Raw genomic sequence first — 24,192 nt, 5'->3', positions numbered from 1 at the left:
CTCACACCACCCAGCGTACGTTTGTCGTACTGGGCGGTTTCTTTAAATATTTAACGTAGTTCTCTTTTAGGCTGTACAAGCCTATGGAGCGGAACCATTTTAGGTTCATTCCTTCGTGGGCGGCATGGGTTATAGACAGCCTGTACCACCCCTTGGAGCTTCCTGCCGTTGTCCAGCTCCTGTTCCAAGGTACACCAAGACCGTGTAGGAACTTGGCCAATGATAACGCCCGTTTGCATTGCTTTAGCCGAAAACAACGGATCCTACGGTTGAGCCAGCCCTCTAATACCTTTAGCTTTGTGAGCATTTGGGCCTTTTTAAAGTAGTTGAGCCATCCCCGCAGAACGGGGTTGAGTTCCCTGACCAACTGTTCGAGGCTGATGCCCCGATTGCGTTGGCTCAGTTGCTTTAGCTTTGCTTTTAAGCGATTTTCACTCACTTTGCTAAGTCCAAGCCGTCCATCACTTAGGAGCCTGTGACCTAGAAAGTTCAGTTCATGTGGCCTGCTTATCTTGCTCTTTGCTCTGTTCACTTTCAGCAACATGCGCTGTTCTATGAACACTGTCAGGCTCGATAATACCCGATTGGCTGAGGCTTCGCTTTTGACCATTACAATTAAGTCGTCTGCGTAGCGTGCAAAGCGGTGGCCACGGACTTCCAGTTCCTTGTCCAGTTCATCCAGTACGATGTTCGACAGCAAGGGTGATAACGGACTGCCTTGGGGCGTGCCTTTTATCCGTTGGCCAACCAGTCCTTCTTTGAGCAGTCCTGCCCGTAAGAATTTGCCGATTAGCTTCAGTAGGCGTTTGTCTCCGACCCGTGTACCTAACAGCCACAAAAGCCTGTCGTGGTTCACTTTGTCGAAAAACTTCTCCAAGTCTATATCCACTATCCAGCCCCGGCCTTCCGATACGTCTTGGGTGGCCTGCTGCAGGGTATCATGTGCCCCACGGTCTGGCCTAAAGCCGTAGCTTCTTTCCGAAAATGTGGGATCGTAGTGTTGGCTTAGCACCTGACTGATGGCCTGTTGTACCAACCTGTCTTTTACCGTGGGAATCCCCAGGATCCGTACTCCGCCATTGGGTTTGGGAATTTGTACTTCATGTACTGCCTGTACCTGGTAGTTGCCCGTGATAATTTGGTGTTGGAGCTGTTGGTAGTGGCTCCCAAACCATTCCTGCAACTCCTTCGTTGTCATCCCGTCAACTCCCGAACTGCCCTTGTTGGAAACTACTTGCCGCAATGCGGCAACAAGGTTCGATGGCGACACTACCTTTGCCATCAAGTCCTTGGTCAAGGCTCGTTCTTCCGAACATCTTGACAACCACTCCCGCTTAACCTTGCCGCCCGACTTGTAGAATACGTCTGCGCCTCTGACCGCATGGCCACACGGCCATGCGTCCAGTCCTGCTAGACTCATCTGACCACTGTTGTGTTTTCCTGCTTTCATTGTGGTTGTTGCAATTTGTCCGGTAACTGCTCCTTGTTTAAAGATTTGGCCCTTCACTCCAGCCCCATTACAGGGCCTTCTTCACTACTATGGCCGCTGCTGACTCCCCGATCTCCTCTCGGATACGGGGCCTCCCGCGTTAAGCTAAACTTCATCCACTTTACCTTACTGCATTTACCACCTTGCTTACGTTTGGCGTTTGGAGTTCGGTGTCTATTGCCACCTCGTCCCACAAGTAGGCCTTATATGCAGTTCTTGTTCATTAAGGCAAAGTTTTGTCTTAGGCTTCTTTCAGATTTCGGGTCGCCCCGAACACCCTTGCCCTCAACTAATGGTTCGTGTCAACTCGCCCATAAGGGACTTAAACCCTCTTGGAGTTTAGCATGCACGGCAAACAAAAATCCGAGAACTTTAAAGAAGTCTCGGATTTATAAAATTTCATCAATTATAAACAGCTTTTAAACCAATTCCTTGATTTTTCGCTTTAAACTCTTCATCAAATCCCTTGGATAACTCCTGTCACCAATAAATACATCCGTCATGGCTGAGATAAAATAATCACCGTACTTCTTCATCAAGAAGTTCCTGATCATCCGCTGACTATAAAACCACTTCGAAACACTTACGCCAGTAATGACTTCCGGGAGCAAGTCTTCCTCTAATTTACTTTGGTAAAGTTCTCCTGCCTTTTGAGGATTCAGCTCTGCTTCGGCAATAGCTTCCACGACTAGCTGTCCACTCAAAATGGCATTGGAAATTCCTTCTGCGGTCACTGGATCTGCAAAACCCGCCGCATCTCCTATCAAAAACACATTGTTTCTGTAAAAGCCATCCGTCCTTGGAGCAACTGGAATTTGGAATCCATGCGCTTTTTCACTGATCACTTCTTTGATGCCCAATTTCTCCACATACTTTCTATAATGGGCTTTGAGGTCAATCCTCACCTTTCTGGCTGAAGCGACGCCTAAAGACAAATGATTCTTTTTGGGGAAGCTCCAGGCATAGCCATGTGGAATGGTATCCACGTCAAACCTTACTTCCTGCGACAAACGCTCAAAATCTTCAGGGCTTACCTCCACTTCATACTCCAATGCCGGAATCAACTTTCTGGTCTCTTTCCATCCTGCCATCTTGGCTGTTGGACTAAGTGCTCCATCTGCAGCTATGATCATCTTGGCCTGAATATCTCCTTGGCTGGTGTGTAAAGTAGGCATTTCACCAAAAGTAATCCCATTAAGCTTATGTCCTTCTTTCACATCTACACCAAGTTCCTTGGCCTTTTTGATGATAAAATGATCAAAATCATCACGCATCACCATACTAATTACAGGCACATCCCGCTTGGTGGTCAGCATCATCTCCTCATTTTCAAAATAAAGATTGATCTGATAAAATTCTCTTTCAACCACAGGTGAAATATCAAAAGGCATGTTTCTCCTACCTCGAAACACAAAACCACCACCACAAGTCTTGTACCTTGGCAAGGTTTCCTTCTCAATCAATACAGTAGATATTCCTTTTTTTGCTAAACTATAAGCTGCCGAAGCTCCCGCAGGCCCGCTGCCAATGACAGCCACATCATATTGACTCATTCTCGTGATTGGAAATTTGAATTAAAAACTATTTCAAATAAAACATATTACGCAGATAAAACCTCATAAATCGTAAATTTTGTAATGTCAAACGATTTTACTTGTAATGCTTGAAAACACTTCTCCATTAAGGACATCAATCAAACCTGTTTAATAAAAGGGCATTACAAAAAGGTGTTTGACCTATTCCAGATAAAACCCTTAATTTTGACTATCCAAAATCAAAAAGATCTATAGGGCAATTTATCATGAACAATCGACAACTCTTTTTATCCCATCTGGCACAAACAACTGACTTTCCCTTACTGATAGAAATAGAAAAGGCAGAAGGTGTCTATATGTATGGACCTAAGGGAGAAAAATACATGGACTTGATTTCAGGTATTGGAGTCAGTAATGTGGGACACCGACACCCAAAAGTCGTCAAAGCTATTCAAGATCAATTGGATAAATACATGCATCTGATGGTTTATGGAGAATATGTACAGTCTCCCCAAGCCCAACTGGCCAAGGCTTTGGTTAGCACATTGCCTGAAAGATTGGACAATGTCTATCTTGTTAATAGTGGCAGTGAGGCTGTAGAAGGTGCGTTGAAACTGGCCAAAAGATACACAGGTAGAAGAGAAATCATAAGCTGTGTCAATGCTTATCACGGATCTTCCCATGGAGCATTATCTGTTGGTGGAAATGAAATTTTCAAAAGAGGCTACAGGCCATTATTACCTGGTATTACCAATGTACCTTTCGGGGAAATGGAAGCTTTGGAGCAAATCACTGAAGAAACGGCAGCATTTATCATTGAAACTGTCCAAGGAGAAGGAGGAATTAGGGTTGCGTCCAAAGAGTTTTTTCAGGCACTCCGCCATAAATGCGACGAAACGGGTACTTTACTGATTCTGGATGAGATTCAAGCTGGATTTGGCAGGACGGGCAAATTCTGGGCTTTTGAACACTACGGTATTGAACCTGATATATTGGTCTGTGCCAAAGGAATGGGAGGTGGAATGCCCATAGGAGCCTTTATTGCGGCCCAACCGGTGATGGCTGTATTTAAAAATAATCCACTACTGGGTCATATCACTACCTTTGGAGGTCACCCGGTAAGTTCAGCTGCATCTTTGGCAACCATCCAAGTACTAAAAGAAGAAAAACTGATCGAACAAGTAGCCGCAAAAGCAGAGCTGTTTAAAAAGTTACTGAAACATGATAAAATCAAAGGCATCCGCAACAAAGGCCTGATGATGGCTGTGGAGTTCGAATCATTTGAGGTGTTAAAACCGATTATCGATAGGGCAATTGAATTGGGAATCATCACCGATTGGTTTTTATTCTGCGAGGACAGCATGCGCATTGCCCCTCCCCTGACCATTACCGAAGAAGAAATCCAAAAAGCCTGTATGGTGATTCTTCAGGCCATTGAGGAAAATAGTTAATCAGTTGATTTAAAGGAACGGCAATCGCCCTATTTGATCTGATACTTATCAAATAGGGCGTTTTTGTAATATTTCTTCATTCAAAATTTAAGCCTCAAAAGACAAATCACCAAGAGCCAAAGCAGTAAATAGTCCCCATTACTGAACATATGCTAGGAATGTATCAAAAACAACTCTTTTTCAAAACCTAGCAGAAATTATTTTCCGTAAATTTTGCGTAGCTAAATAACTACATATATATTTGTAGTTAAATGACTACATAATGAAATTAAGAAGAGATGTATTCCAAGCCATTGCAGATCCAACCAGACGGGCAATTCTGCTCCTGGTAGCTTCTCAATCGATGACAGCAGGTGCCATTGCGAACAACTTTGATACAGCAAGACCCACTGTGTCCAAGCATCTTCAGATACTTACTGCCTGTGAATTATTGGCTCAAGAACAACAGGGCCGGGAAATCATCTATCATTTTAATCCCAACAAAATGAAAGAGGTAGCTGACTTTATAGAACCTTTCAGAAAAATGTGGGATGACCGCTTTAATAAACTAGAGGAAATAATGAAAAAACACCAACCTAATCAATAGCCCCAAATGGAACTAAAAACAAAGGTAAATACCGAAGAAGGTAAACAGGAGATTTTTATTACCAGAGAATTTGACTTGCCAGTAGACCTGCTCTTTAAAGCCTACATTGAGCCCCAAATCGTGGAACAATGGATGGGAACCAAGGTACTTAAACTAGAAAGTAAAAAACATGGCAGCTTCCAATTTGAAACCACTGACCCCAAAGGAAACAAACATTGTTTCAACGGTGTAATCCACGAGTTTACTCCTAATGAGAAAATCATCAGAACTTTTGAGATGGAAGGTGCATCGTTCGGTGTACAGTTAGAAGTACTGGAATTCCTTAAGCTTACTTCCAACCAAAGTAAGCTCCAAAAGCAAGTGATTTACCAATCAGTAGCCTATAGAGATGAAAACTTAAAACTTCCCTTCAGACAAGGTATCAATTGGGCGCATAATCGTTTGGAAGAAATTGTAAAATCACTCAAATAAAAAACTATGACAAAGAGCAATAGGATCATCTATTGGGTAGCTACCATTTGGCTAGCTTTAGGCATGACCTCCACTGGCATTGTACAACTGATTAAAATGGAAGAAGAAGTGTCAAATTTTTCATCATTGGGCTATCCGCTTTACCTAATGACCATTATTGGTATTTGGAAAATCCTAGGTGTTGTTACAGTGCTCATCCCAAAATATCCATTATTGAAAGAGTGGGCTTATGCTGGCTTCTTCTTCACTATGACCGGAGCCATTATCAGCCACTTGGCCATTGGAGATCATCCAACCACTTTATTTGGCCCTTCCCTACTACTTGTACTTACCATAGTATCATGGTATTTTAGCCCTGATCTAAACCATTGTAAACCCAAAACTGAATAGCATGAACACCAAAGTTGACCTGTTTTTGGAAAAGGCCCAAAAGTGGCAGAATGAAATGAAGTTGATGAGAAAAATTGCCTTGGATTGTGGACTCACCGAAGATTTCAAGTGGATGCACCCTTGTTACACGCTAAAAGGCAATAATGTGGTTTTGATCCATGAATTCAAAGAATACTGTGCGTTCCTCTTCCATAAAGGAGCTTTGCTAAAAGACCCGGAAAACATCCTGATCCAACAAACTAAAAATGTCCAATCAGCACGTCAAATCCGATTCACTCACATCGATGACATTGTCAAGCAGCAGACCACCATCAAAGCTTATATTTATGAAGCTATTGAAATAGAAAAAGCGGGTTTGGTGGTGGAAATGAAAAAAACCACGGAATTTGATGTACCTGAGGAATTGGAAGATAAATTCAAGGAAACGCCTTCGTTCAAAACCGCTTTTGAAGCCTTGACCCCAGGAAGGCAAAGAGGCTATCTGCTCCATTTTTCTCAAGCAAAACAAGCCAAAACCCGTATCTCGAGGATTGAAAAAGCCATGCCTGATATCTTTGAGGGAAAAGGACTAAATGATAGATAGATTAAAAAAAAGATGGAGCCAAGAGCCCCATCTTTTCTGCGAAAACATATGTCAAATCAAGTTAACCTTAGAAATTCATTGTTCCATTGGACTGGAGGGTATATCTGAATGTTTGATAACCTCCAGCAAAAGGGTCTATATCCTCATGAGCAGGATTCCCTTCGTAATAGCTGATCATTTCCAACTTGGCATAATTACCTGCATTGGTTTTAACCAAAATCACTACTCCTGCTAGAGGTGTAACAATATGGGTTGGTTGATCATATAAGTACCATCCATTTCCACTTCCTGTTGGAATGGCATTTCCCTCCTCAGTATCTATCGCAAATTCCGCTGTGGTGGGGACCGATTCCAATTCATCGAAAATTACTCCGTTTAATACGGTAGCTTCTGCATTTCCGTCACCATTCACGCCATTATTTACAATAATGGTGGTTCCGAAAAATCCCAGATCCCAATCGCCATCTTCAGAATCTACAACTGCGTTGTTTTCTAAGCTGTAATAAACAAATTCAGTTCCTCCTGACTGGGCACCTGGAGCATATAAATCCTCCACCAAAACCGCTTCCAATTCCACTTCTGGTTCGGTTTCGTCGTTATCAGTGCATGCGGTAAATAAAGGCAATGCCAACATTGCCAAAATGAAATAGTTTACTTTTTTCATGTTATTGATGATCATTTAAATAATTGATTTAGTGAGGTATTGATTCCTATAAAATAGGTTCTTCCGGGATTGGTGGCATCATATTGATTCAAGGCGTCTGTGATGTTTTTCACGCCTGTCTCCACTTCAATCCCATTGTCAAATTGTTTGTTTAAAGTCAGGTGAATTTGAAATACACCATCTGCATATTCTGATTCATCGTCCAGAATTTGATTGCCATTAATATCTCCAAAGCCATACTTGCCTCTATAGATTCCTCTTAGCGCCATATTGACTCCTGTATGCTTTTCCCAAAAGTTTACCTTCACATTTCCACTGTGACGACTGCGGTTAAACAATCCACCATAGTCTGCCTTTGTTACTCTTGTCGTTTGGTTCTGTTCATTTCTCTTGAAGTATTCACCATTTTCGATTCCGTCAAGTACTTCCTGATCCCTGCTATCCAAATAAGCGTATCCCAAAGAAAAACGCCACTGAGTGCCCACTCGGTAGTTGACATCTACTTCTGCTCCTTGTGTAATCACTTCGCTAAGGTTAAGGTAGCTGTAAACGTGCTGGCTATTGGTCAGCCTCGCCACCGCAGCGGTCTCAATCAGGTTATAAATCTGGTTTCTGTAAAAGTTCGTCCTGACAAGAAGATCTTCGCTGACCCGCCATCTAAAGCCCGTATTAAACGCCCAGCTATGCTCTGCATCCAAATCTCCAAATAAGCTTGGATCCATTAATATTTGCTGTACCTGACCTTGCTCCTGCAATCGGGCAACACCATCTTCCACCAAATTGGCCCCATAGACATAATAGCCTACAGCAGCATTATTGAAGTTGAGCAATAGCTGCCTGAAATCCGGGGACTTGAAACCTGCCCCAATGGAAGCCTGCCAGCTAAATTGATCAGAGAATTTGTACATGGCAGAAATTTTAGGGCTCACACGTCCACCATATTGACTGTGATGATCTCCTCTGGCTCCTGTCACCACATTCCATTTATCGGAAGGGGCCCACTGATGCTGCAGGTAAAGGTAGCTGGCATCAAACCGGTTGACATCATCATAGCGAGTTGCCTCTACAGTCTCTATCTGATGTCCCACCCCCACTGTCAGCAATTGCTTGTCGCCCAGTGTATGATCTGTTTGAAGCTCAGTACGGTGATAGTTTTGGGAAAAATCTTCCTTATCCAGAAATGCCCCATCTTCGCGATAAACAGTAGAAGAATGTGTATCAAAAATGGTTGTGGTATGTCGCAGCGTAAAGTTCCAGTCTTTCGAAGGCTTAAAGGCTACTGAAGGGTTGATATTGATATCCCTCCGGCTGCCTTCCATGTCAGCAATCACAGATTCATTTCCTCTGGTCGTTTCCATGATATCCTGGTATTTTTCATCATAGAACCTGCTGCTAAGATTGATTTTCCATTTCTCTCCCAAGTCTTTTCCCAATTTCAATTGGGCAGTTTGGGCATCATAAGGGGATTTGGTATTGCCCAAACTTTCTGGGCTCAAATCATAGCCATCTGTACTGTAATGATTGTAGTAGCCATAAAGCTGCCAACCATTTTCCTGCCAGCCTACCTCCCCTCCCAAGTCTAGGGATTTAAAAGAACCATACCTGCCCATTACCTTAGCGGTCAATTTTTCTTCTTGTTTTTTAGTAATGATATTCACTACACCGGCCATTGCCTCACTGCCATAAATCGCACTGGAAGGCCCTCTAAGAATTTCTATTCGCTCGATATTGCTGACACTGATCCTATCCAGATCAAAAGTTCCTCCTGTCCTACCAATCAAAGGTTCTCCATCCAACAAAATCAGGATGTAATCTGAATCCAAGCCCTGCATTTGTAAACCTGTTCCATGATCGGCCACAAGCTGTAAACCTGTCTGTTCACTCAACACATCTGATAACCTGAATGCTCCGGTTTCCTGTATTTTCTCAGTTGTCAATACCTTTACAGGCATGGGTAAATCCTCTACACTTCTGTTGGTCCGCGTAGCAGAAAGAACGTATTCATCCATCTGGCCAAGCGATTCTTTGAGGATTACTTTGGGGTTTTGTTGTAATTCCCCTACTGTGATTTCAACTTTCTCATACCCCATGGCATAGATTTGCAAAACCGTGGATGCTTCATATGCGGCCAGGTTGATTTGCACCATACCGTCCTCATCGACTGTGAGCAACTGCTGCTCACCCATGCGGACAATGCCATGCCGAATAGGGCTTCCTTTGGCATCCTGAACTTGAACCTGCAAGGCTTGCCCATAAGCAAAAACCAACTCACAGATTAAGTTGAGTAATAGGGTATAAATAATCTTTTTCATCATATTTAAATACTACTGACTTCAAGAGTTAAATGAACCCCGGACCGAAGCCCGAGGATTCAAAACAACTCAAAAAGTAAAGAGACAATTATAAAAAATTGAGTTCGTCTTAAATGCGCGGTAAGTTGTCTATCAAATTTTTCCAACTTACATTTTGAGGAATTCCAGGCTTCCTCAATCCGAAATATTGTGCGATCAGTTCACCAGCTTGATCATAAAGTTCCACAGAAGACACCAATCCATCCGTAGTGTTTTTATGCACCACCCAAGCACTGTCTATGGTGTCCTCATTGAGGTGCATCACAAAATCCGGGTCCATGACATTGAACCAATTGTCCAGCTGTCTGGTAGTTCTCACTTTCCCTTGATGGATTTGGATGTTTCCTCTATTTCCAGCAAAGATCATGATGGGTAATTTCTTTGCAGAAGCCGTTTCCAGTATATTTCTAACTACTAGTTTTTCAACAGGGTAGGCCCATTTTTCGCCTATCAATTTTAAAGCCTCCAAACGATGTATTTTGTATTTCTTGAGCATCCCAAAAAAGTCATGGGTATCCTTCATATTTTCCCAATCCTCTCTAAATGCAGCCGCGTTTACCTCTTTGGCATATTCAGGGCCAGGAATGGTCTCCATGTCCAAAACAGCGGATTGATCCAAAGCTTTATACGCTTGCGTCAGTTGCTCAAAGACCTCCAGGTTGCTTTCTTTTTGCATATAAATCTTCAAAATGGCATCTCCAGCTTTGTCAAAAAACTGAAAGCTTTTCATTGGCCCTCTTGCTCCCTGAATTTCAGCGGAGAAACCAAACTTCCAATTGCTAAAAAATATCCTTTGCTCAATGGGGCCAATCACCGTGGCTATTTGATTTGGAGAGGTACCATGAATACTGATTTTCTGAAAAGTACCTTTATGTTCCAAAACACATCCCTCGGAACGTGTCAAAGCCAAAACCCTCCCTAAATCTCTGCATTGTAAGATGAAATCCGCCCAATTCCCTTTCAATAGCACTACACCTTCTCCTATAGATGTCGCTAAAAGCTCAGCTTCCGAAACACCCAATTGCTTGGCCGCTTCCCTGATTCTGATACCTGGATTTTTTGCTTTGAAGTTTTTATATTTTTCTTTTAACTCGTTGTCTTTAACAATTGTATTCATATTCAAGCTGTTTTAAATGAGATGTATTGTTTGTTGTTGACCAGTGCTTCAGAACTGATCAATAAAGCATTTTCTATAGAAGGGTGAGGCAAAACTGAAATGGGATGCCCATAAATTTCAGTCAGTTTTTCTTCCTGCATTGTTTCCTGAACACTACCGGAATAACGAATATTGCCTTCCTTCATCAACAGGATCTTATCGGCATATTGAGCAGCCAAATTGAGATCATGTAAAATGGCAAAAACACCAATGTTTCGCTTTTTTAGCTGTTGCACAATACTTAGCACCAAATGCTGTTGGGCGATATCCATACTCGAGGTAGGTTCATCCAAAAACAAGTACCTAGGAAAGGGCTTGTCTTCCCAAATTTGGAGAAGAACACGGGCCAAGTGCACCCTTTGTCTTTCACCGCCTGAGAGTTCATTGATCATTCTATGCCTAAAAGCTTCAACCTGCGTGAGCTTCATCACTTCTTCCAAAAGTTGGGAAGAACGCGTCTGCTTATCATGGGATAAAGCGCCTAGTCCCACTATTTCCTCTACAGAGAAAGGAAAATTAACAACCGAATGCTGTGGCATCACTGCCCGATATTTTGCCAGCTCGTTGGTTTTGAGGCTTTCGATCGCTTCACCGTTAATAGTTATTTTGCCATTCGAACAAACTTGTTCTCCAGTCAGTAACTTAAGCAAAGTGGATTTCCCTGCTCCATTAGGGCCCAGTACCACAGCCAGCTCACCCGAAGAAATTGAAACATCAATTTCTTCCAAAATCGGTCTATTTTTTAAACAAAAATGAATTCCATTGGCTGTGATCATACGGTTATTCTTTTTTGCTTAAAATTCATCAGTATATAGATAAAGAACGGTGCACCTAAAATGGCCGTAATGATTCCTATGGAGAGTTCTGCGGGGGCCACTATTATCCTCGAAAGGACATCAGAAACCAACAACAAAATCCCTCCTGTCAGAAATGAAACTGGCAAAAGCGTATGATGGTCAGATCCCAAAACCATTCGGACCAAATGAGGCACTACCAGTCCTACAAAACCAATGGCTCCTGTCACAGACACCCCTGCACCTACGGCCAAGGCACTAAAGAACAGTACCACATACTTTACTTTTTGTACATTTACACCCATATGGAAAGCTTCTGATTCTCCGATTGCAAGGGCATTCAATGACCTTGGAAATGACATGATGATTACAGAACTAAGCAAGACCAATGTTCCAGCTATATAAAGCTTTGTCCAACTGGCGCCTCCCAAACTTCCCAAACTCCAAAATGTAAAGTTTCGAATGGCATTATCATCTCCATAATAAATTACCAAACTTATCAAAGCTGCTGAGAGTGCATTGATGGCCACTCCAGCCAATATCAAAATGGAAATATCAGTTTTGCCTCCTTTACTGGCCAATCTGTAAGCCAGGAAAGTATTCAGCAAGCCTCCTATAAAGGCAGCAAATGGCAAAGCAAAGACTCCCATGATGGATTGCAATTGCCAACCAATCGTTCCTGAAAAAACGATCATGATTACCGCAAACAAAGCACTTCCCGAACTGACACCTATGATGGCAGGCTCTACCAATGGATTTCTAAAAAGCCCCTGTAAAGAGGCCCCTGCAACAGCCAAGGCACCCCCAACCAAAATCGCCAACAATACTCTTGGTAACCTTATGGTCCACAATACAGCCATTTTTTCATCAGGAACTTCGATTAAATTTAAGCCAAACTTGCTCAGAATGATATTCACTACTTCTGACAGCGATATGGGGTAAGCTCCTGTCAGCAAGGCTAATAGTGCCGAAGCTAAAAGCAACACAAAGCATATCCCCAGAATTAATGGGCGTTTGGATCGGACAGTATGATAATTTAAAGACAGTAACATGGCTTTAAACTTAAGGGTGGGTCTTTTCGAATAACTCAATGGCTGCCTTACCCAGTCTGGGCCCAAATCCAGAGAGATAATGACCATCCATTGCTATCAGTTGATCTTTTTTCCAAGCTTCAGTTTCAGTGATTCCTTGAATGGCCTTCAAACCATCTTTTCCTCCTGATGCTTTCCAACCCGATTCAAACAGTAAGATGTATTCAGGATTGATAGCAGCCAAAGCTTCTGGAGTAAGTGGTTTCATTCCTTCAAAGTCCACTGGGGATTTCTTGCCTCCTGCCAATTGGATGATGGCATCTGCAAAAGTTTCCTTTCCAGCCAAAAAGACTGTTTCAGGGCCTCTAGACATGATAAAAATCACTTCAGGGTTTCGCTTATCCTTAGTCTTCAATGTCTCCAACCTACTAAAATCTTGTTCGAGATTACCCACTAATTTTTTGGAATTTTCTTCTTCTTTAAAAAGCTGTCCAACAGACTCTATCAAACTTATTGAGCTGGATTTATCAAGTGGTTTTTCAAAAACATGAACCTCCTTGCCGCTATTTTGAAGTTGGAAAAGGACGTCATCATTAAGGTAACCTTCTTCCACCAAAATCATATCCGGACCAAGCGAAAGTATCCCTTCCGCTTGAATCTGATTTCTATATCCAATAGAAGGCAATGATTGCATGCTGGCAGGGTAAGTACTTGTTCTGTCCGTTGCAATGATCTCATCTCCATGCCCCAATGCAAAGACTATTTCAGTAATAGTCCCCCCTGCTGTGATGATTTTTTTGGACGAATATATTTCTTCTTGCTGAGTACTTTTAGAAGACTTTGAGCCACATGAAAGCATCAAAGCAGATATTAAAAACAGCGTTATAAACCTTTTCATTATTTAGATTAATTATAGATAATTTCACAAAAGTATATCTATTTAGATTTAATCCAAATTAATTATAATTGATAATAACTATCACTTTAGAAATGCAATCAACCTTAAATGATTTTTGAAAAATGATTAAAAAAATTTATCAAGAAACTGATTTTGAATGGTGTATTACTAGCAGAGAATCTAACAATGCAGAAAGGAATGAGTCTGACTTATTTTGATTATTCGAATTCAAAATCCAACATTCCTCCTATTAATCTTTACTATCAAAATGAACATATAAATCCAAGGAAAAACTATTGGTTACTGGGAATAAAACTTAGTCACCCAATTCTTCACAAAAAAAACCAGATGCGGAGATTGCTGTTGCAATTTCTTCTACTTGATCTACTTCGGTAACAACCCTTAAAATCCTATCACAATCTTCCAAGTCAAAATTCCACGCCCCGTTTCCCAAAATCCTGTTTAAAACTGGAGCTACATGATTGACTTCAGTTTCATTATCAATAGATGTTTTAAATACCAAAATCATAACAAAATAGATTTATTTTATCTTAAGGTCATCTCTATATCATTCGACCACTTTTCCGTCTCAAGAAGTGACACAAATATAATCATCTGAAAACCGAACTCTAGAATCATAAAGTTTACTTTCCTAAAATTCAAATCACTCTGTTTTGAATTTTGGGAATTGTGTAATTCATATTTTACTTTCTAGACATAGATAAAGAAAGTACGCGGAAGCAACTCTTTATGTTTTGTTGGTTTTCTTTAGGACAAATTAAAGCTTTAGTAGTGACAACCCTATGTCAGTAGGCTAGTGCATTTCTTTAACCGTTCCCACTTTTTGTGCATTTTTTGAATGATCTTATCCTTCAAATGATCTGGAGACTGAATGTCAGCATATTCTGCAAACATAAAGTACCACCTAATAAAGTCATCCTCATAAGGCAACATAAATGTCATCTCCACTTTATCCGCTACATCTGTTTCGTACACCAAACCGTATTCATATTTAGATTGGTTTAGATACGGTGCCACCGATTTATCCACTTCAACCACAATCTTGGTCAATTCCTTTTTGTTCTCCAACTCCTTTAAATAGGCCTGTAAACTTGGATGTTTGTTTTCAAATTTCTCATCCAATTCCTTCATTGAAATTATTCTATCTATTCGGAAAGTTCTGTAGGCTTTTCTGAGGCGACAATAAGCAATCATATACCATTGATCATAAAAATAATAAATACCCACTGGCTCTATTTCTCTCTCTGACGCAGCATCTTTGCCGATTGCTTTATACTCCATAATCAAAACCACTTTGTTAACTACACCTGAAAGAATCATAGGGATGGTCTTAGGTCTATCGGCTTGTTGAAGAGTATTGGCTTTCTTTCTAATTTCAATATGGGTTTCTGCCTGTTCATATATTTCCTTCTCCCCACTGCGAAGTACAGACCGGATTTTATACATGGCCGATTTAAAATGGGCTGCACTTTCTTTATCCGTTAGTTTCTCAACCATTTTTTCTGCAACTACAAAAGCCATTGCCTCATCTTCTGTGAACATAACAGGGGGTAACCTGTATCCCTCAACCAACGAGTACCCTGAACCTGCTTCGCCGATGATGGGTACACCAGCTTCTTCAAGTGCTTTTACATCTCGATAAACCGTCCGCAAACTAATATCAAAACGATCAGCAATCTGCTGTGCTTTGACCAATCTTTTGGATTGTAAATGGGTCAATATTGCGGTTAAACGGTCTATTCGATTCATATTGTCACCTAGAATTCAAGCTTTAATAATGTAATAAATGTAACATTTTTTCAACTATATGACATTATTGACTTTAGGCAGAATCAAAAGACAGACACATGTTGTCACATTTTAAAATTCATACCCTTTAGATTATATCCTCCATTTATCCTAAAGGGCAGAACTCGTAAACCAAATCCCTTGCGAATGGATAGATAACTATTTATATTGAACAGCTTTTGAAAATATTGTATTTCTCAAAATAACCTTAATAATCACTGCAATTAACAACAATATTAAAATGAAAAACCACATCAACCCTAGAAGGAATTTTTTAAAAAATGCTGCCCTAGGAAGTGCTTTGGCTACATTCACCAGCGGAGTATCACTGGCAAGCACTTCAGAAAAAGCCAAAGCAAGAAGGGAATTCAATATGAACTACGCTCCGCACTTTGGCATGTTTAAAAACCACGCCGGAGATGATTATATAGATCAAATCAATTTCATGGCCGAACAAGGTTTTACTGCTTTTGAGGACAATGGGCTAATGAATCGCTCTCTGGAAGATCAAAAACGCATCGGTGCAGCACTGGAGAAGAACAACATGACCATGGGGGTTTTTGTGATTGACCCAGGCTTCAATTGGAAAACCGGACTAACTACAGGCAAACAGGAATTCAAAGAAGCTTTTATAAAGGAATGTGAAAAAGCAGTAGAAGTAGCCAAAATAGTCAATGCCAAATGGATGACAGTGGTACCAGGATATTTTGAGCGGAGATTACCTTTGGACCAACAAACAGCCAACGTAATCGAAGCCTATAAATTGGCATCCGATGTTTTTGAACCCCACAATTTAACCATGGTCATGGAGCCTTTAAGTGATAACCCTGACCTATTTTTGAGGCATTCCAATCAGGGGTACCTGATCTGCAAATCAGTGGACAGCCCTGCTTGCAAGATTCTTTACGACATTTATCACATGCAAAGAAATGAAGGAGACCTGATCAAAAACATGCAGCTTTGCTGGGAGGAAATCGACTATATTCAAATTGGAGATAACCCTGGCCGAAAAGAACCTGGAACAGGTGAGATCAACTATCAAAATGTATTCAAATGGATTGATAACCAAGGATTCAAAGGAGTATGTGGCATGGAACATGGAAATGCCATGCCAGGTAAAGAAGGTGAGCAAGCCCTGATTGACGCCTATCACAAAGCCGATGCCTTCAAGTAAAAAATCATCACTAAGCCTAAGAATCCCGATACTCTCGGGATTTTTTGTTTCATCTTTTCTTTGACCAATATCGGTCACTAAGAAATAAGTTGTATCTATCTACTTTCTTGTAGAAGAAGCCCTAATATGTAAGGTGGAGGGAAGAACAATTACTTCATCGGCAAAGTCAGGCGTATTCTTTTTGTTCAGCTTTTTCATCAGCAAACTGGCAGCTTGTCTTCCAAATTCATGGGTGGGCTGGGCAATTGTGGTCAAACTTGGATTTAGCAAATCAGCAATTTTCATATTGGAAAAACTGACCACTTTCAAATCATCAGGAATAGAAATTTCAAGTTCCTTGGCTACATAATAAGTGCTGATGGCTAATTTTTCTACCGCTGCCAAAACAGCATCTGGTTTGTTTGATTGATTTAAAAAATTTTTGATTATGTCATGATATTCTCCTTCTTGGTTATCACATCTAAGGATCAGCTTTTCGTCCAATTCCAAGCCATGATGATCAAGAGCATCCACATAGCCCTTTAATCGCTGTTGGCTAATGGAAATCTCTCTGGACAACAACAAGAATGCAATCCTTTTGCAACCCTGCTCCACCAAATGAGAAGTTGCTTCAAAACCACTTTGATAACCATTGGTAACAAACTTGGTTGTTGGAATGGATTCACAAATCCTATCGAAGAAAATTATCGGAATCCCCTTTTGGTGTATTCGATTTAAATGGTCAATTTCCTTGGTTTGGTGGGATACCGACATCATGATCCCATCTACCCGCCCATTAAGCAAATGGGATACGATTTCCTTCTCCTTTTCGAGGTTCTCATGGGTATGGTAAACCAGCAAGTGATAACCAAACTGCTGGGTAATCTCCTCAACTCCTTCAATGACTTGTGAAAAAAAGTTATTGACCAGATCAGGAATAATCATGGCAATGGTCTTGCTTCTGTGCTCTCGGAGGCTCCTTGCAAATGGATTAGGCTGATAATTCATCTTATCAGCCATCTGTAAGACCCTTTTTTTGGTCTTCTCACTGATCTCATGGCTGTCATTGAGTGCCCGCGAAACTGTAGAAGGGGCCAAACCAAGTGCTTCGGCTAATTTCTTGATGTTAATTCCACTCATAAACTATTCTCAGCAACTATTATGGACATCAAATTTAAAACTATTTTACCTATTGATACTGGATAATTCAGAATAATACTTGTGTCCTTGAAGGTACGAAAACGATTCCGTTATTAAAGTGTTCTTTTTACTTAAAAAAACAACAAACATTCCCTAATATTACTTATTGTAAACTATAGATACATTCGTTCTTTTTTTGCAGTTTAAGTATTCTCTCAACTTCAAAAGGCAAAAACAACACACACATTTGTATGTATGTATTGGTACTTAAACCTCGCAAAAAATCAAAAATTAAGTATAATTTTCATAGTAATGGCTCTCAGCCTTTTTATGTGAAAATCAGATTAAATGACTTATGAGTAATCCCACAACTGACATTAAATCCACTTTCATCCAAGATGATTTTTTGCTTCAATCTAAGATGGCCAATGTCCTTTACCATGATTATGCAAAGGAAATGCCCATCATTGATTACCACTGCCACTTATCATCCAAAGATCTTGCAGAAAACAGAAAATTCGATAACATCTCTCAAATATGGCTTGCTGGAGATCACTATAAGTGGCGGGCCATGCGTACTTTGGGAGTAAATGAAAAATATATAACGGGTAATGCAAGTGATGAAGAAAAGTTTGCCAAATGGGCTTATACTGTTCCTTATACCATGCGAAACCCTCTTTATCATTGGACTCATTTAGAGCTTTTGAGGTACTTTGGAATTGAAAGCCTACTCTCTCAGGATAATGCCCATGAGGTGTATCAAGATGCCACGGCACAGCTTCAGCAAGATTCTCACAGTACTCAGGCACTGCTTACAGGCATGAAGGTAGAAACTGTTTGTACTACAGACGATCCCATCGACAGCCTTGAACACCATCAAAAAGCCCATATGAATGGAATACCCATAGGCCTTTTCCCTACTTTCAGGCCTGACAAATCTTTTGCTGTGGAAGACCCTAAGGCTTATCAAGCTTATTTGGAAAAACTTTCTGCTACCAGTAATATTCAGATTAACAGCCATGAGAAATTAATGGCAGCGCTGGAAAACCGTATCTCCTTCTTCCATGAAAATGGTGGCAGACTAGCTGATCATGGCTTGGAACAACTTTACTTTTTTCCTTTAGGCACCTATGATATTGAAGATTTATTTAATAAGGTGATTTCAGGTGGTAAACTGAACACGCAGGAAACAGCCTATTTCAAGTTTGTAACCTTGATTGAACTTTGTAAACTTTATCATGCCAAAGGATGGACCCAGCAATTTCACTTGGGAGCCTTGAGAAACACCAATGAAAGGATGTTGGCTACTTTAGGTCCTGACACCGGATTTGACTCTATTGGGGACTTTAGTCAAGCCAAGGCCCTTTCTCTGTTTTTAAATGAGCTTGACAAAAATGATCAGCTTTGTAAAACCATACTATACAACCTTAACCCTAGAGACAATGAAGTCATGGCCACCATGGCAGGCAACTTCAATGATGGATCAGTTCGGGGAAAGGTACAATTTGGTTCAGGCTGGTGGTTCATGGATCAAAAAGATGGGATGGAAAAACAGATGAATGCACTTTCTAATATGGGGTTGCTCAGCTGTTTTGTAGGGATGCTTACTGATTCAAGAAGCTTCCTGTCCTTTCCTCGCCACGAGTACTTTAGAAGAACGCTTTGTAACCTCATAGGAAATGATGTAGCCAATGGCGAATTACCTCCTGATGAAAAATGGCTGGGGAAATTGGTACAGGATATTTGCTATAACAATGCTAAAGGATTCTTTAACTTCCAGTAATTTATTTTCGCTAATCGCTAATCATTAATAAGTCTATCATACATTATGTCTGATCTATTTTCTGTAAAAGACAAAATTATATTAATCAGTGGCTCCACAGGAGTTCTTGGCAGTCAAATCACCACTTACCTAGCAGAAGAAGGTGCCAAAGTCATTGTTTTGGGAAGAAATCCAAATAAGGTAAAAGACCTGGTTACCCATATCAATGAAAATGGAGGACAAGCTTCTCCTTTGGTGTCAGATGTAACCAATGAGGAAGCGCTTATGAAAGCCAGGGAACAGGTGGAGAGAGATTTTGGAAAAATTGATGTGCTCATCAACGCCGCTGGGGGAAATATGCCCGGAGCTATTGTCGCCCCGGATCAAAAAATCACAGACTTGCACATTGATGAGGTCAAAAAAGTAATGGAGCTCAACTATATGGGTACTCTAATGCCCATACAGGTGTTTACTCCACTCCTACTCAAAAATCCTGAAGCAAGTATCATCAATATTTCTTCTATGGCTGCCTCTCGGCCTCTTACACGAGTAATAGGCTATGCTTCTGCCAAAGCTGCCATTGACAATCTTACCAAATGGCTATCAGTAGAATTTTGTCAAAAATATGGCACCTCTTACCGCGTCAATGCTATCGCTCCAGGCTTCTTTTTGACGGAGCAAAACAGGGCCCTTTTGACCAATGAGGACGGTAGCATGACCGCGAGAGGAAGCCAAATTCTCAACAACACCCCAATGGATCGTTTTGGAGATCCCAAAGACCTTTTTGGTGCTGTCGGATTCCTCTGTAGCGATGCTTCCAAATTCGTAACAGGAACCATCATTCCGGTAGATGGAGGATTCAGTGCGTTTGGAGGTGTGTAATTGAGATTCTAATTGAAAAGTCAAACCCAAGCATGAAAGCATTAAAGAAAATGGAGCAAACCATGAGATGGTATGGCCCCAATGACCCGGTAACCTTAGCCGACATCGCACAAGCTGGTGCTACAGGCATAGTATCTGCACTACACCATCTTCCCAATGGCGTAGTTTGGAGCAGGGAAGAAATCAAGAAAAGAAAAGACACCATCGAGGCCGCTGGATTGACATGGTCCGTAGTAGAGAGCATTCCGGTACATGAAAACATCAAAACAAGAAGTGGAAATTTTGAAGAGTACATCTCCAATTACAAAACCTCCATTGAAAACCTTGCAGCAGAAGGGATACATACGGTATGTTATAACTTTATGCCTGTCCTCGACTGGACACGTACAGACTTGGCCTATGAGCTTCCAAATGGTTCCAAAGCCCTTCGTTTTGAACTAAAGGCCTTGGCTGCCTTTGACCTGTTTATCCTCAAGCGCCCTAATGCAATGGCATCTTATTCCAAAGAAGTCATTCAAAAAGCAGAAGGACACTTTCAAAGCATGAGTGATGATGCCAAACAGTTGCTCACAAAAAATATTATTGCTGGCTTACCAGGAGCTGAGGAAGGCTACACGGTAGAAGATTTCCAAAAAGTACTGGACACCTATCAGGATATCGATGAAAAGGTATTGGCAGAAAACTTGAGGCTTTTCTTGGATGAGATCATTCCTGTTGCGGAAAAGAACAGGGTATTTATGGCCATCCATCCAGATGACCCTCCTTTCCCTATGTTTGGTCTACCAAGAGTGGTCAGCACCATAGATGATGTAGAAAGGCTACTTACAGACAATTCCAGTGAATACAACGGCATCACTTTCTGCACTGGATCCTTTGGAGTTAGAGCGGACAATAACCTTCCCCAAATCATCAGGGATTGGGGAAATCATATTCACTTTATCCACCTCAGAAGTACCCAGAGAAATGAAGAAGGCAATTTTCATGAAGCCAATCACCTTGAGGGTGATGTCCCGATGATCGAAGTGATCAAGGAGCTCATCTTGATTCAGTCAAAAAGAGAGAAGTCACTTCCTATGCGTCCGGACCATGGGCACCAAATGCTCGATGATTTAAGAAAAACCACTAACCCTGGCTATACTGGGATCGGCAGGCTAAAAGGCCTGGCCGAGCTCAGAGGCCTTGAAATGGGTTTGTTATATAGCATGAAAAATCATTAAAAAAGAGGGCCTTGAGCCCTTTTTTGGTTTATGAAAGTAATTATTTTCAAACCTTAACTTTAATTCCTTTTTTCGAACTTTCATAAATCCCTCTAATCACCGCCAAGGATTTACAGGCTTTTTCTCCAGAAACCAATGGTTCCTTATTTTCTAATATAGCTGAAATCATATCTTCAATTTGTAACAAATGTAAACGATGCCCAATAGCCATAGGGTCTGCGGCTCCACTCGATTCTTTGCTTTCCTCTTTAACAGCTTTTTGCTCTTGCCCTTTAACATTCCAAGCTACTACCTTCCCTGCTTCCAAAATCACACTACCCTCCGTTCCATATACCTCCAATCGTTCAGGATAACCTGGGTATAATGAAGTTCCCGCTGTAATATTCCCCATGGCTCCATTTTTGAAATTGATCAAAGCATTTCCTAAATCCTCTCCTTCAATGTCATAGAGGGCTGTCTTTACCTGGCCATATACATCCTTAACCTCTCCCATAATGTCCAATAAAAGATCGATTGTATGGATGCCCTGATTGATAAAAGCTCCGCCTCCATCACCTTTCAAAGTCCCCTTCCAATGACTACTTTGGTAATAAGCCTCATCCCTAAACCATTTTATATAAGCATTGCCCATTAGCAGTTTTCCCATTTCACCCTTTTCTACTGCAGCTTTGAGTTTCAAATACCCCTCGTTAAAACGATTTTGGAAAACAACCCCTAGTTTAACCTTATTTTCATGGCAAGCCTTAATCATCTCTTCTGCTCTGGAAAGGTTGATTTCAATGGGCTTTTCGACCAATACATGCTTGCCGGCCTGAGCAGCTTTTATAACCACTTCCATATGATGTCCACTGGCTGTACAAATACAAACCACATCCAATTCAGGATAAGCTAAAAATTGATCTACATCAAAATACGTACTTACTCCAAATTTATGTTTGGCTTGCTCAGCCCTAACGGGAGTAGAACTACATACAGCCACCAATTCACTATTTTTTGATTCCCTAATCGCTGCTGCATGTTGTCCAGCAATTGCCCCCGTGCCAATTATTCCAAATTTTAAAGTATGAGCCATTTTTAATTTTAAGCTTAATTGAACTTAACCTTCCAATCAAAAAGAAAGATAAGAAAGCTTTTAAAAAGTACCTGAGTCAATATGCTTGAAAATAATTTGTTTGTCCAGAAATAATATTAATGATCATATAAAAACTAATTTAAGAGTACTTATCCCATAAACCATATATCGCAAAGGCCCTGTGATTTTCACTCACAGGGCCCTACATATTTTATTAGATAAATCAATTTAAGCCTTTTCAGGAGACAGGTATTTGTAAACCCAACCTGCCAAAACAGCCCCTACAATCGGTGCTACCCAAAAGAGCCATAATTGACCCAAGGCCCAATCCCCGACAAAAATAGCTTGACTGGTACTTCTTGCCGGATTAACGGAAGTATTGGTCACTGGTATACTGATCAAATGAATCAGGGTAAGACAAAGACCAATCGCTACCCCTGCCAGAGCCTGTGGAGCTTTGGAGTGAGTGGCACCCAAGATCACAATCAAGAATGTAAAAGTCATGACAATTTCCGTAATCAATGCGGCAAGCATTCCAAACCCTCCAGGTGAGTGCTCCCCAAAGCCATTTGCTGCAAAACCTCCCAACTCAAATGCGGAATTGTCAGAAGCAATCAAATAAAGTATAGTCGCTCCAGCTAATCCACCCAAAACCTGGGCAATGATATATGGCAACAGCTCTTTTGAATCAAATCTACCTCCAGCCCAAAGTCCAATAGACACTGCTGGGTTCAAATGACAACCTGAAATATGGCCAATAGCATAGGCCATTGTCAGCACTGTAAGACCAAAAGCAAGTGCAACACCTGCAAAGCCAATCCCCAGCTCAGGAAATCCGGCAGCTAAAACAGCACTACCACAGCCGCCAAGCACCAACCAAAAAGTTCCGATAAATTCAGCAATTAGTTTTTTCATCTTATTTTGTAGTTTATGGTTTTTGTTAATTGCAACGATAGACACTTAAATCGCCAAAATCACTCAACCACAACCACAAAATAAAGTGAGCGCTATCTCCCCTATTGGCTAAAAAAATTATGTTAATTAAGTTTGAGAACTAATCCTCCCCCAAGGCTAAACTGATAAATAGAAGAATAGCTGTTCACGCCTGCTCCTGCTCCTCCAGTTCCAAAATAAAACCCTCCCCCCATGGATTGAACGGCTGACAGCAATTGGGCCTGTAGCTTAATTCCAACTTTCTCAGCTCCCCAATAAATCATTCCTCCCTTTACCCCAACTCCTAATTTGGTAGCAGTATCTTCCCTGTTATTATCTGGATTTGTCAAGCTGGCAACCATCACACCCACCATCAAACTTCCAAACCCTTCTATGGGACTACCAGTTGCCCTAAAATACCTTGTGGGCGCTACCATGATATAGTTTATACCCAAGTCAAAATTAGTAAACTGGTCTGGTCCAGCCACTCTTCTGTACCAAGTTGGGCTATTGGTATCCTGTCTTAAATAAAGCAATTCCACTCCTAACAATTCATTTACCTTATACTCCAAGCCACCACCCCATTGTAACCCATCTTCAATTTTCCCACTGTAATAATAGTTGTTTCCTACATCCCAGTAGGAATCAAACTTATCAGCGAAAGTATAAAGGGCATAGGCATTCAATCTTACGTCCTGAGAAAAGCCTTCTAGAGAACAGAAAATCATTAGAGCAAGGAAGAAAATTAACTTTTTCATATTCTGAAGTTTAATACTGATTAAAAATAATCTTTTCTCTAGTTAATAAAATCAAAGTTCAAGGCTG

General features: G+C 41.0%; 23 protein-coding genes. 9 read left to right on the top strand and 14 right to left on the bottom strand.

Translation table 11 applies throughout. The features are described from left to right. Position 1: 1 nt before the first annotated feature. Together ltrA and IFO69_RS17870 are read right to left on the bottom strand one after the other, a co-directional pair. Positions 2-1,450 carry a group II intron reverse transcriptase/maturase gene (ltrA, locus tag IFO69_RS17875; RefSeq protein ID WP_192011496.1) on the bottom strand — a complete coding sequence of 483 codons (1,449 nt, stop codon included), beginning with the start codon at positions 1,448-1,450 and terminating at the stop codon, positions 2-4. 458 nt (positions 1,451-1,908) lie between these two features. Continuing rightward, positions 1,909-3,042, bottom strand: coding sequence for an NAD(P)/FAD-dependent oxidoreductase (locus IFO69_RS17870; RefSeq protein WP_192011495.1), 1,134 nt, complete (start codon positions 3,040-3,042; stop codon positions 1,909-1,911). Between the two features lie 248 nt (positions 3,043-3,290). On the opposite strand from IFO69_RS17870, the gene IFO69_RS17865 reads away from it, so the two are divergent. The 5 genes from IFO69_RS17865 (at position 3,291) to IFO69_RS17845 (ending at position 6,505) form a co-directional block, all read left to right on the top strand. Then, positions 3,291-4,475, top strand: coding sequence for an aspartate aminotransferase family protein (locus IFO69_RS17865; protein ID WP_192011494.1), 1,185 nt, complete (start codon positions 3,291-3,293; stop codon positions 4,473-4,475). A gap of 262 nt (positions 4,476-4,737) precedes the next feature. After that, entirely contained in the window at positions 4,738-5,061 is a 324-nt protein-coding gene (locus IFO69_RS17860; RefSeq protein WP_192011493.1) for an ArsR/SmtB family transcription factor, read from the top strand. A 6-nt stretch (positions 5,062-5,067) separates the two neighbouring features. Beyond that, positions 5,068-5,532: an SRPBCC domain-containing protein gene (locus IFO69_RS17855; protein WP_192011492.1), complete on the top strand. Its 465-nt coding sequence runs from the start codon at positions 5,068-5,070 to the stop codon at positions 5,530-5,532. Positions 5,533-5,538: 6 nt separating this feature from the next. Beyond that, positions 5,539-5,922 carry a DoxX family protein gene (locus IFO69_RS17850; protein WP_192011491.1) on the top strand — a complete coding sequence of 128 codons (384 nt, stop codon included), beginning with the start codon at positions 5,539-5,541 and terminating at the stop codon, positions 5,920-5,922. 1 nt (position 5,923) lies between these two features. Beyond that, the gene (locus IFO69_RS17845) at positions 5,924-6,505 is read left to right on the top strand and encodes a YdeI/OmpD-associated family protein (protein ID WP_192011490.1); all 582 of its coding nucleotides are present in this window, start codon (positions 5,924-5,926) and stop codon (positions 6,503-6,505) included. Positions 6,506-6,572: 67 nt separating this feature from the next. On the opposite strand, the gene IFO69_RS17840 is transcribed toward IFO69_RS17845, so the two are convergent. The 8 genes from IFO69_RS17840 to IFO69_RS17805 all read right to left on the bottom strand — a co-directional run bounded on the left by IFO69_RS17840 (position 6,573) and on the right by IFO69_RS17805 (position 15,169). Next, the gene (locus tag IFO69_RS17840; RefSeq protein ID WP_225444193.1) at positions 6,573-7,184 is read right to left on the bottom strand and encodes an HmuY family protein; all 612 of its coding nucleotides are present in this window, start codon (positions 7,182-7,184) and stop codon (positions 6,573-6,575) included. Then, on the bottom strand, positions 7,181-9,484 hold the full coding sequence (locus IFO69_RS17835; RefSeq protein WP_192011489.1) for a TonB-dependent receptor domain-containing protein: 2,304 nt from the start codon (positions 9,482-9,484) through the stop codon (positions 7,181-7,183). The genes IFO69_RS17840 and IFO69_RS17835 overlap by 4 nt, the downstream gene beginning before the upstream one ends. A 106-nt stretch (positions 9,485-9,590) precedes the next feature. Then, complete coding sequence (locus tag IFO69_RS17830) at positions 9,591-10,637, bottom strand: hemin-degrading factor (protein ID WP_192011488.1); 1,047 nt, start codon at positions 10,635-10,637, stop codon at positions 9,591-9,593. A 2-nt stretch (positions 10,638-10,639) separates the two neighbouring features. Continuing rightward, positions 10,640-11,452 (bottom strand): heme ABC transporter ATP-binding protein, encoded by an 813-nt coding sequence (locus IFO69_RS17825; RefSeq protein WP_192011487.1) that lies wholly within the window; start codon positions 11,450-11,452, stop codon positions 10,640-10,642. Beyond that, positions 11,449-12,522, bottom strand: a complete 1,074-nt coding sequence (locus tag IFO69_RS17820; protein WP_192011486.1) for a FecCD family ABC transporter permease — start codon at positions 12,520-12,522, stop codon at positions 11,449-11,451. The genes IFO69_RS17825 and IFO69_RS17820 overlap by 4 nt, the downstream gene beginning before the upstream one ends. A 10-nt stretch (positions 12,523-12,532) precedes the next feature. Then, a complete protein-coding gene (locus IFO69_RS17815) occupies positions 12,533-13,399 on the bottom strand; it encodes a heme/hemin ABC transporter substrate-binding protein (RefSeq protein WP_192011485.1) in 867 nt (288 codons plus the stop codon). A gap of 316 nt (positions 13,400-13,715) precedes the next feature. Further along, a complete protein-coding gene (locus tag IFO69_RS17810; protein WP_192011484.1) occupies positions 13,716-13,928 on the bottom strand; it encodes a hypothetical protein in 213 nt (70 codons plus the stop codon). 272 nt (positions 13,929-14,200) lie between these two features. After that, the gene (locus IFO69_RS17805; protein WP_192011483.1) at positions 14,201-15,169 is read right to left on the bottom strand and encodes a helix-turn-helix transcriptional regulator; all 969 of its coding nucleotides are present in this window, start codon (positions 15,167-15,169) and stop codon (positions 14,201-14,203) included. 280 nt (positions 15,170-15,449) lie between these two features. On the opposite strand from IFO69_RS17805, the gene IFO69_RS17800 reads away from it, so the two are divergent. Further along, positions 15,450-16,382: a hydroxypyruvate isomerase family protein gene (locus tag IFO69_RS17800; RefSeq protein ID WP_192011482.1), complete on the top strand. Its 933-nt coding sequence runs from the start codon at positions 15,450-15,452 to the stop codon at positions 16,380-16,382. 99 nt (positions 16,383-16,481) lie between these two features. Here IFO69_RS17800 and IFO69_RS17795 read toward each other — a convergent pair whose 3' ends face one another. Further along, on the bottom strand, positions 16,482-17,501 hold the full coding sequence (locus IFO69_RS17795; RefSeq protein WP_192011481.1) for a LacI family DNA-binding transcriptional regulator: 1,020 nt from the start codon (positions 17,499-17,501) through the stop codon (positions 16,482-16,484). Positions 17,502-17,856: 355 nt separating this feature from the next. On the opposite strand from IFO69_RS17795, the gene uxaC reads away from it, so the two are divergent. From uxaC to uxuA, 3 genes are read left to right on the top strand one after another with little or no spacing between them, the layout of a single operon-like run. Continuing rightward, a complete protein-coding gene (uxaC, locus tag IFO69_RS17790) occupies positions 17,857-19,284 on the top strand; it encodes a glucuronate isomerase (protein ID WP_192011480.1) in 1,428 nt (475 codons plus the stop codon). Between the two features lie 45 nt (positions 19,285-19,329). Next, positions 19,330-20,145 (top strand): SDR family oxidoreductase, encoded by an 816-nt coding sequence (locus tag IFO69_RS17785; RefSeq protein WP_192011479.1) that lies wholly within the window; start codon positions 19,330-19,332, stop codon positions 20,143-20,145. 32 nt (positions 20,146-20,177) lie between these two features. Next, a complete protein-coding gene (gene uxuA, locus IFO69_RS17780) occupies positions 20,178-21,362 on the top strand; it encodes a mannonate dehydratase (RefSeq protein ID WP_225444192.1) in 1,185 nt (394 codons plus the stop codon). Between the two features lie 46 nt (positions 21,363-21,408). On the opposite strand, the gene IFO69_RS17775 is transcribed toward uxuA, so the two are convergent. The 3 genes from IFO69_RS17775 to IFO69_RS17765 form a co-directional block, all read right to left on the bottom strand. Further along, positions 21,409-22,434 carry a Gfo/Idh/MocA family protein gene (locus tag IFO69_RS17775; RefSeq protein WP_192011478.1) on the bottom strand — a complete coding sequence of 342 codons (1,026 nt, stop codon included), beginning with the start codon at positions 22,432-22,434 and terminating at the stop codon, positions 21,409-21,411. 228 nt (positions 22,435-22,662) lie between these two features. Beyond that, on the bottom strand, positions 22,663-23,349 hold the full coding sequence (gene aqpZ / locus IFO69_RS17770) for an aquaporin Z (protein ID WP_192011477.1): 687 nt from the start codon (positions 23,347-23,349) through the stop codon (positions 22,663-22,665). Between the two features lie 122 nt (positions 23,350-23,471). Further along, entirely contained in the window at positions 23,472-24,125 is a 654-nt protein-coding gene (locus IFO69_RS17765) for a hypothetical protein (protein WP_192011476.1), read from the bottom strand. Positions 24,126-24,192 lie beyond the last annotated feature (67 nt).

Source organism: Echinicola arenosa (assembly GCF_014841125.1).
Lineage (GTDB): Bacteria > Bacteroidota > Bacteroidia > Cytophagales > Cyclobacteriaceae > Echinicola > Echinicola arenosa.
The sequence above is the reverse complement of the archived record's forward strand: the minus strand, read 5'-3'. Positions and strand labels throughout refer to the sequence as shown.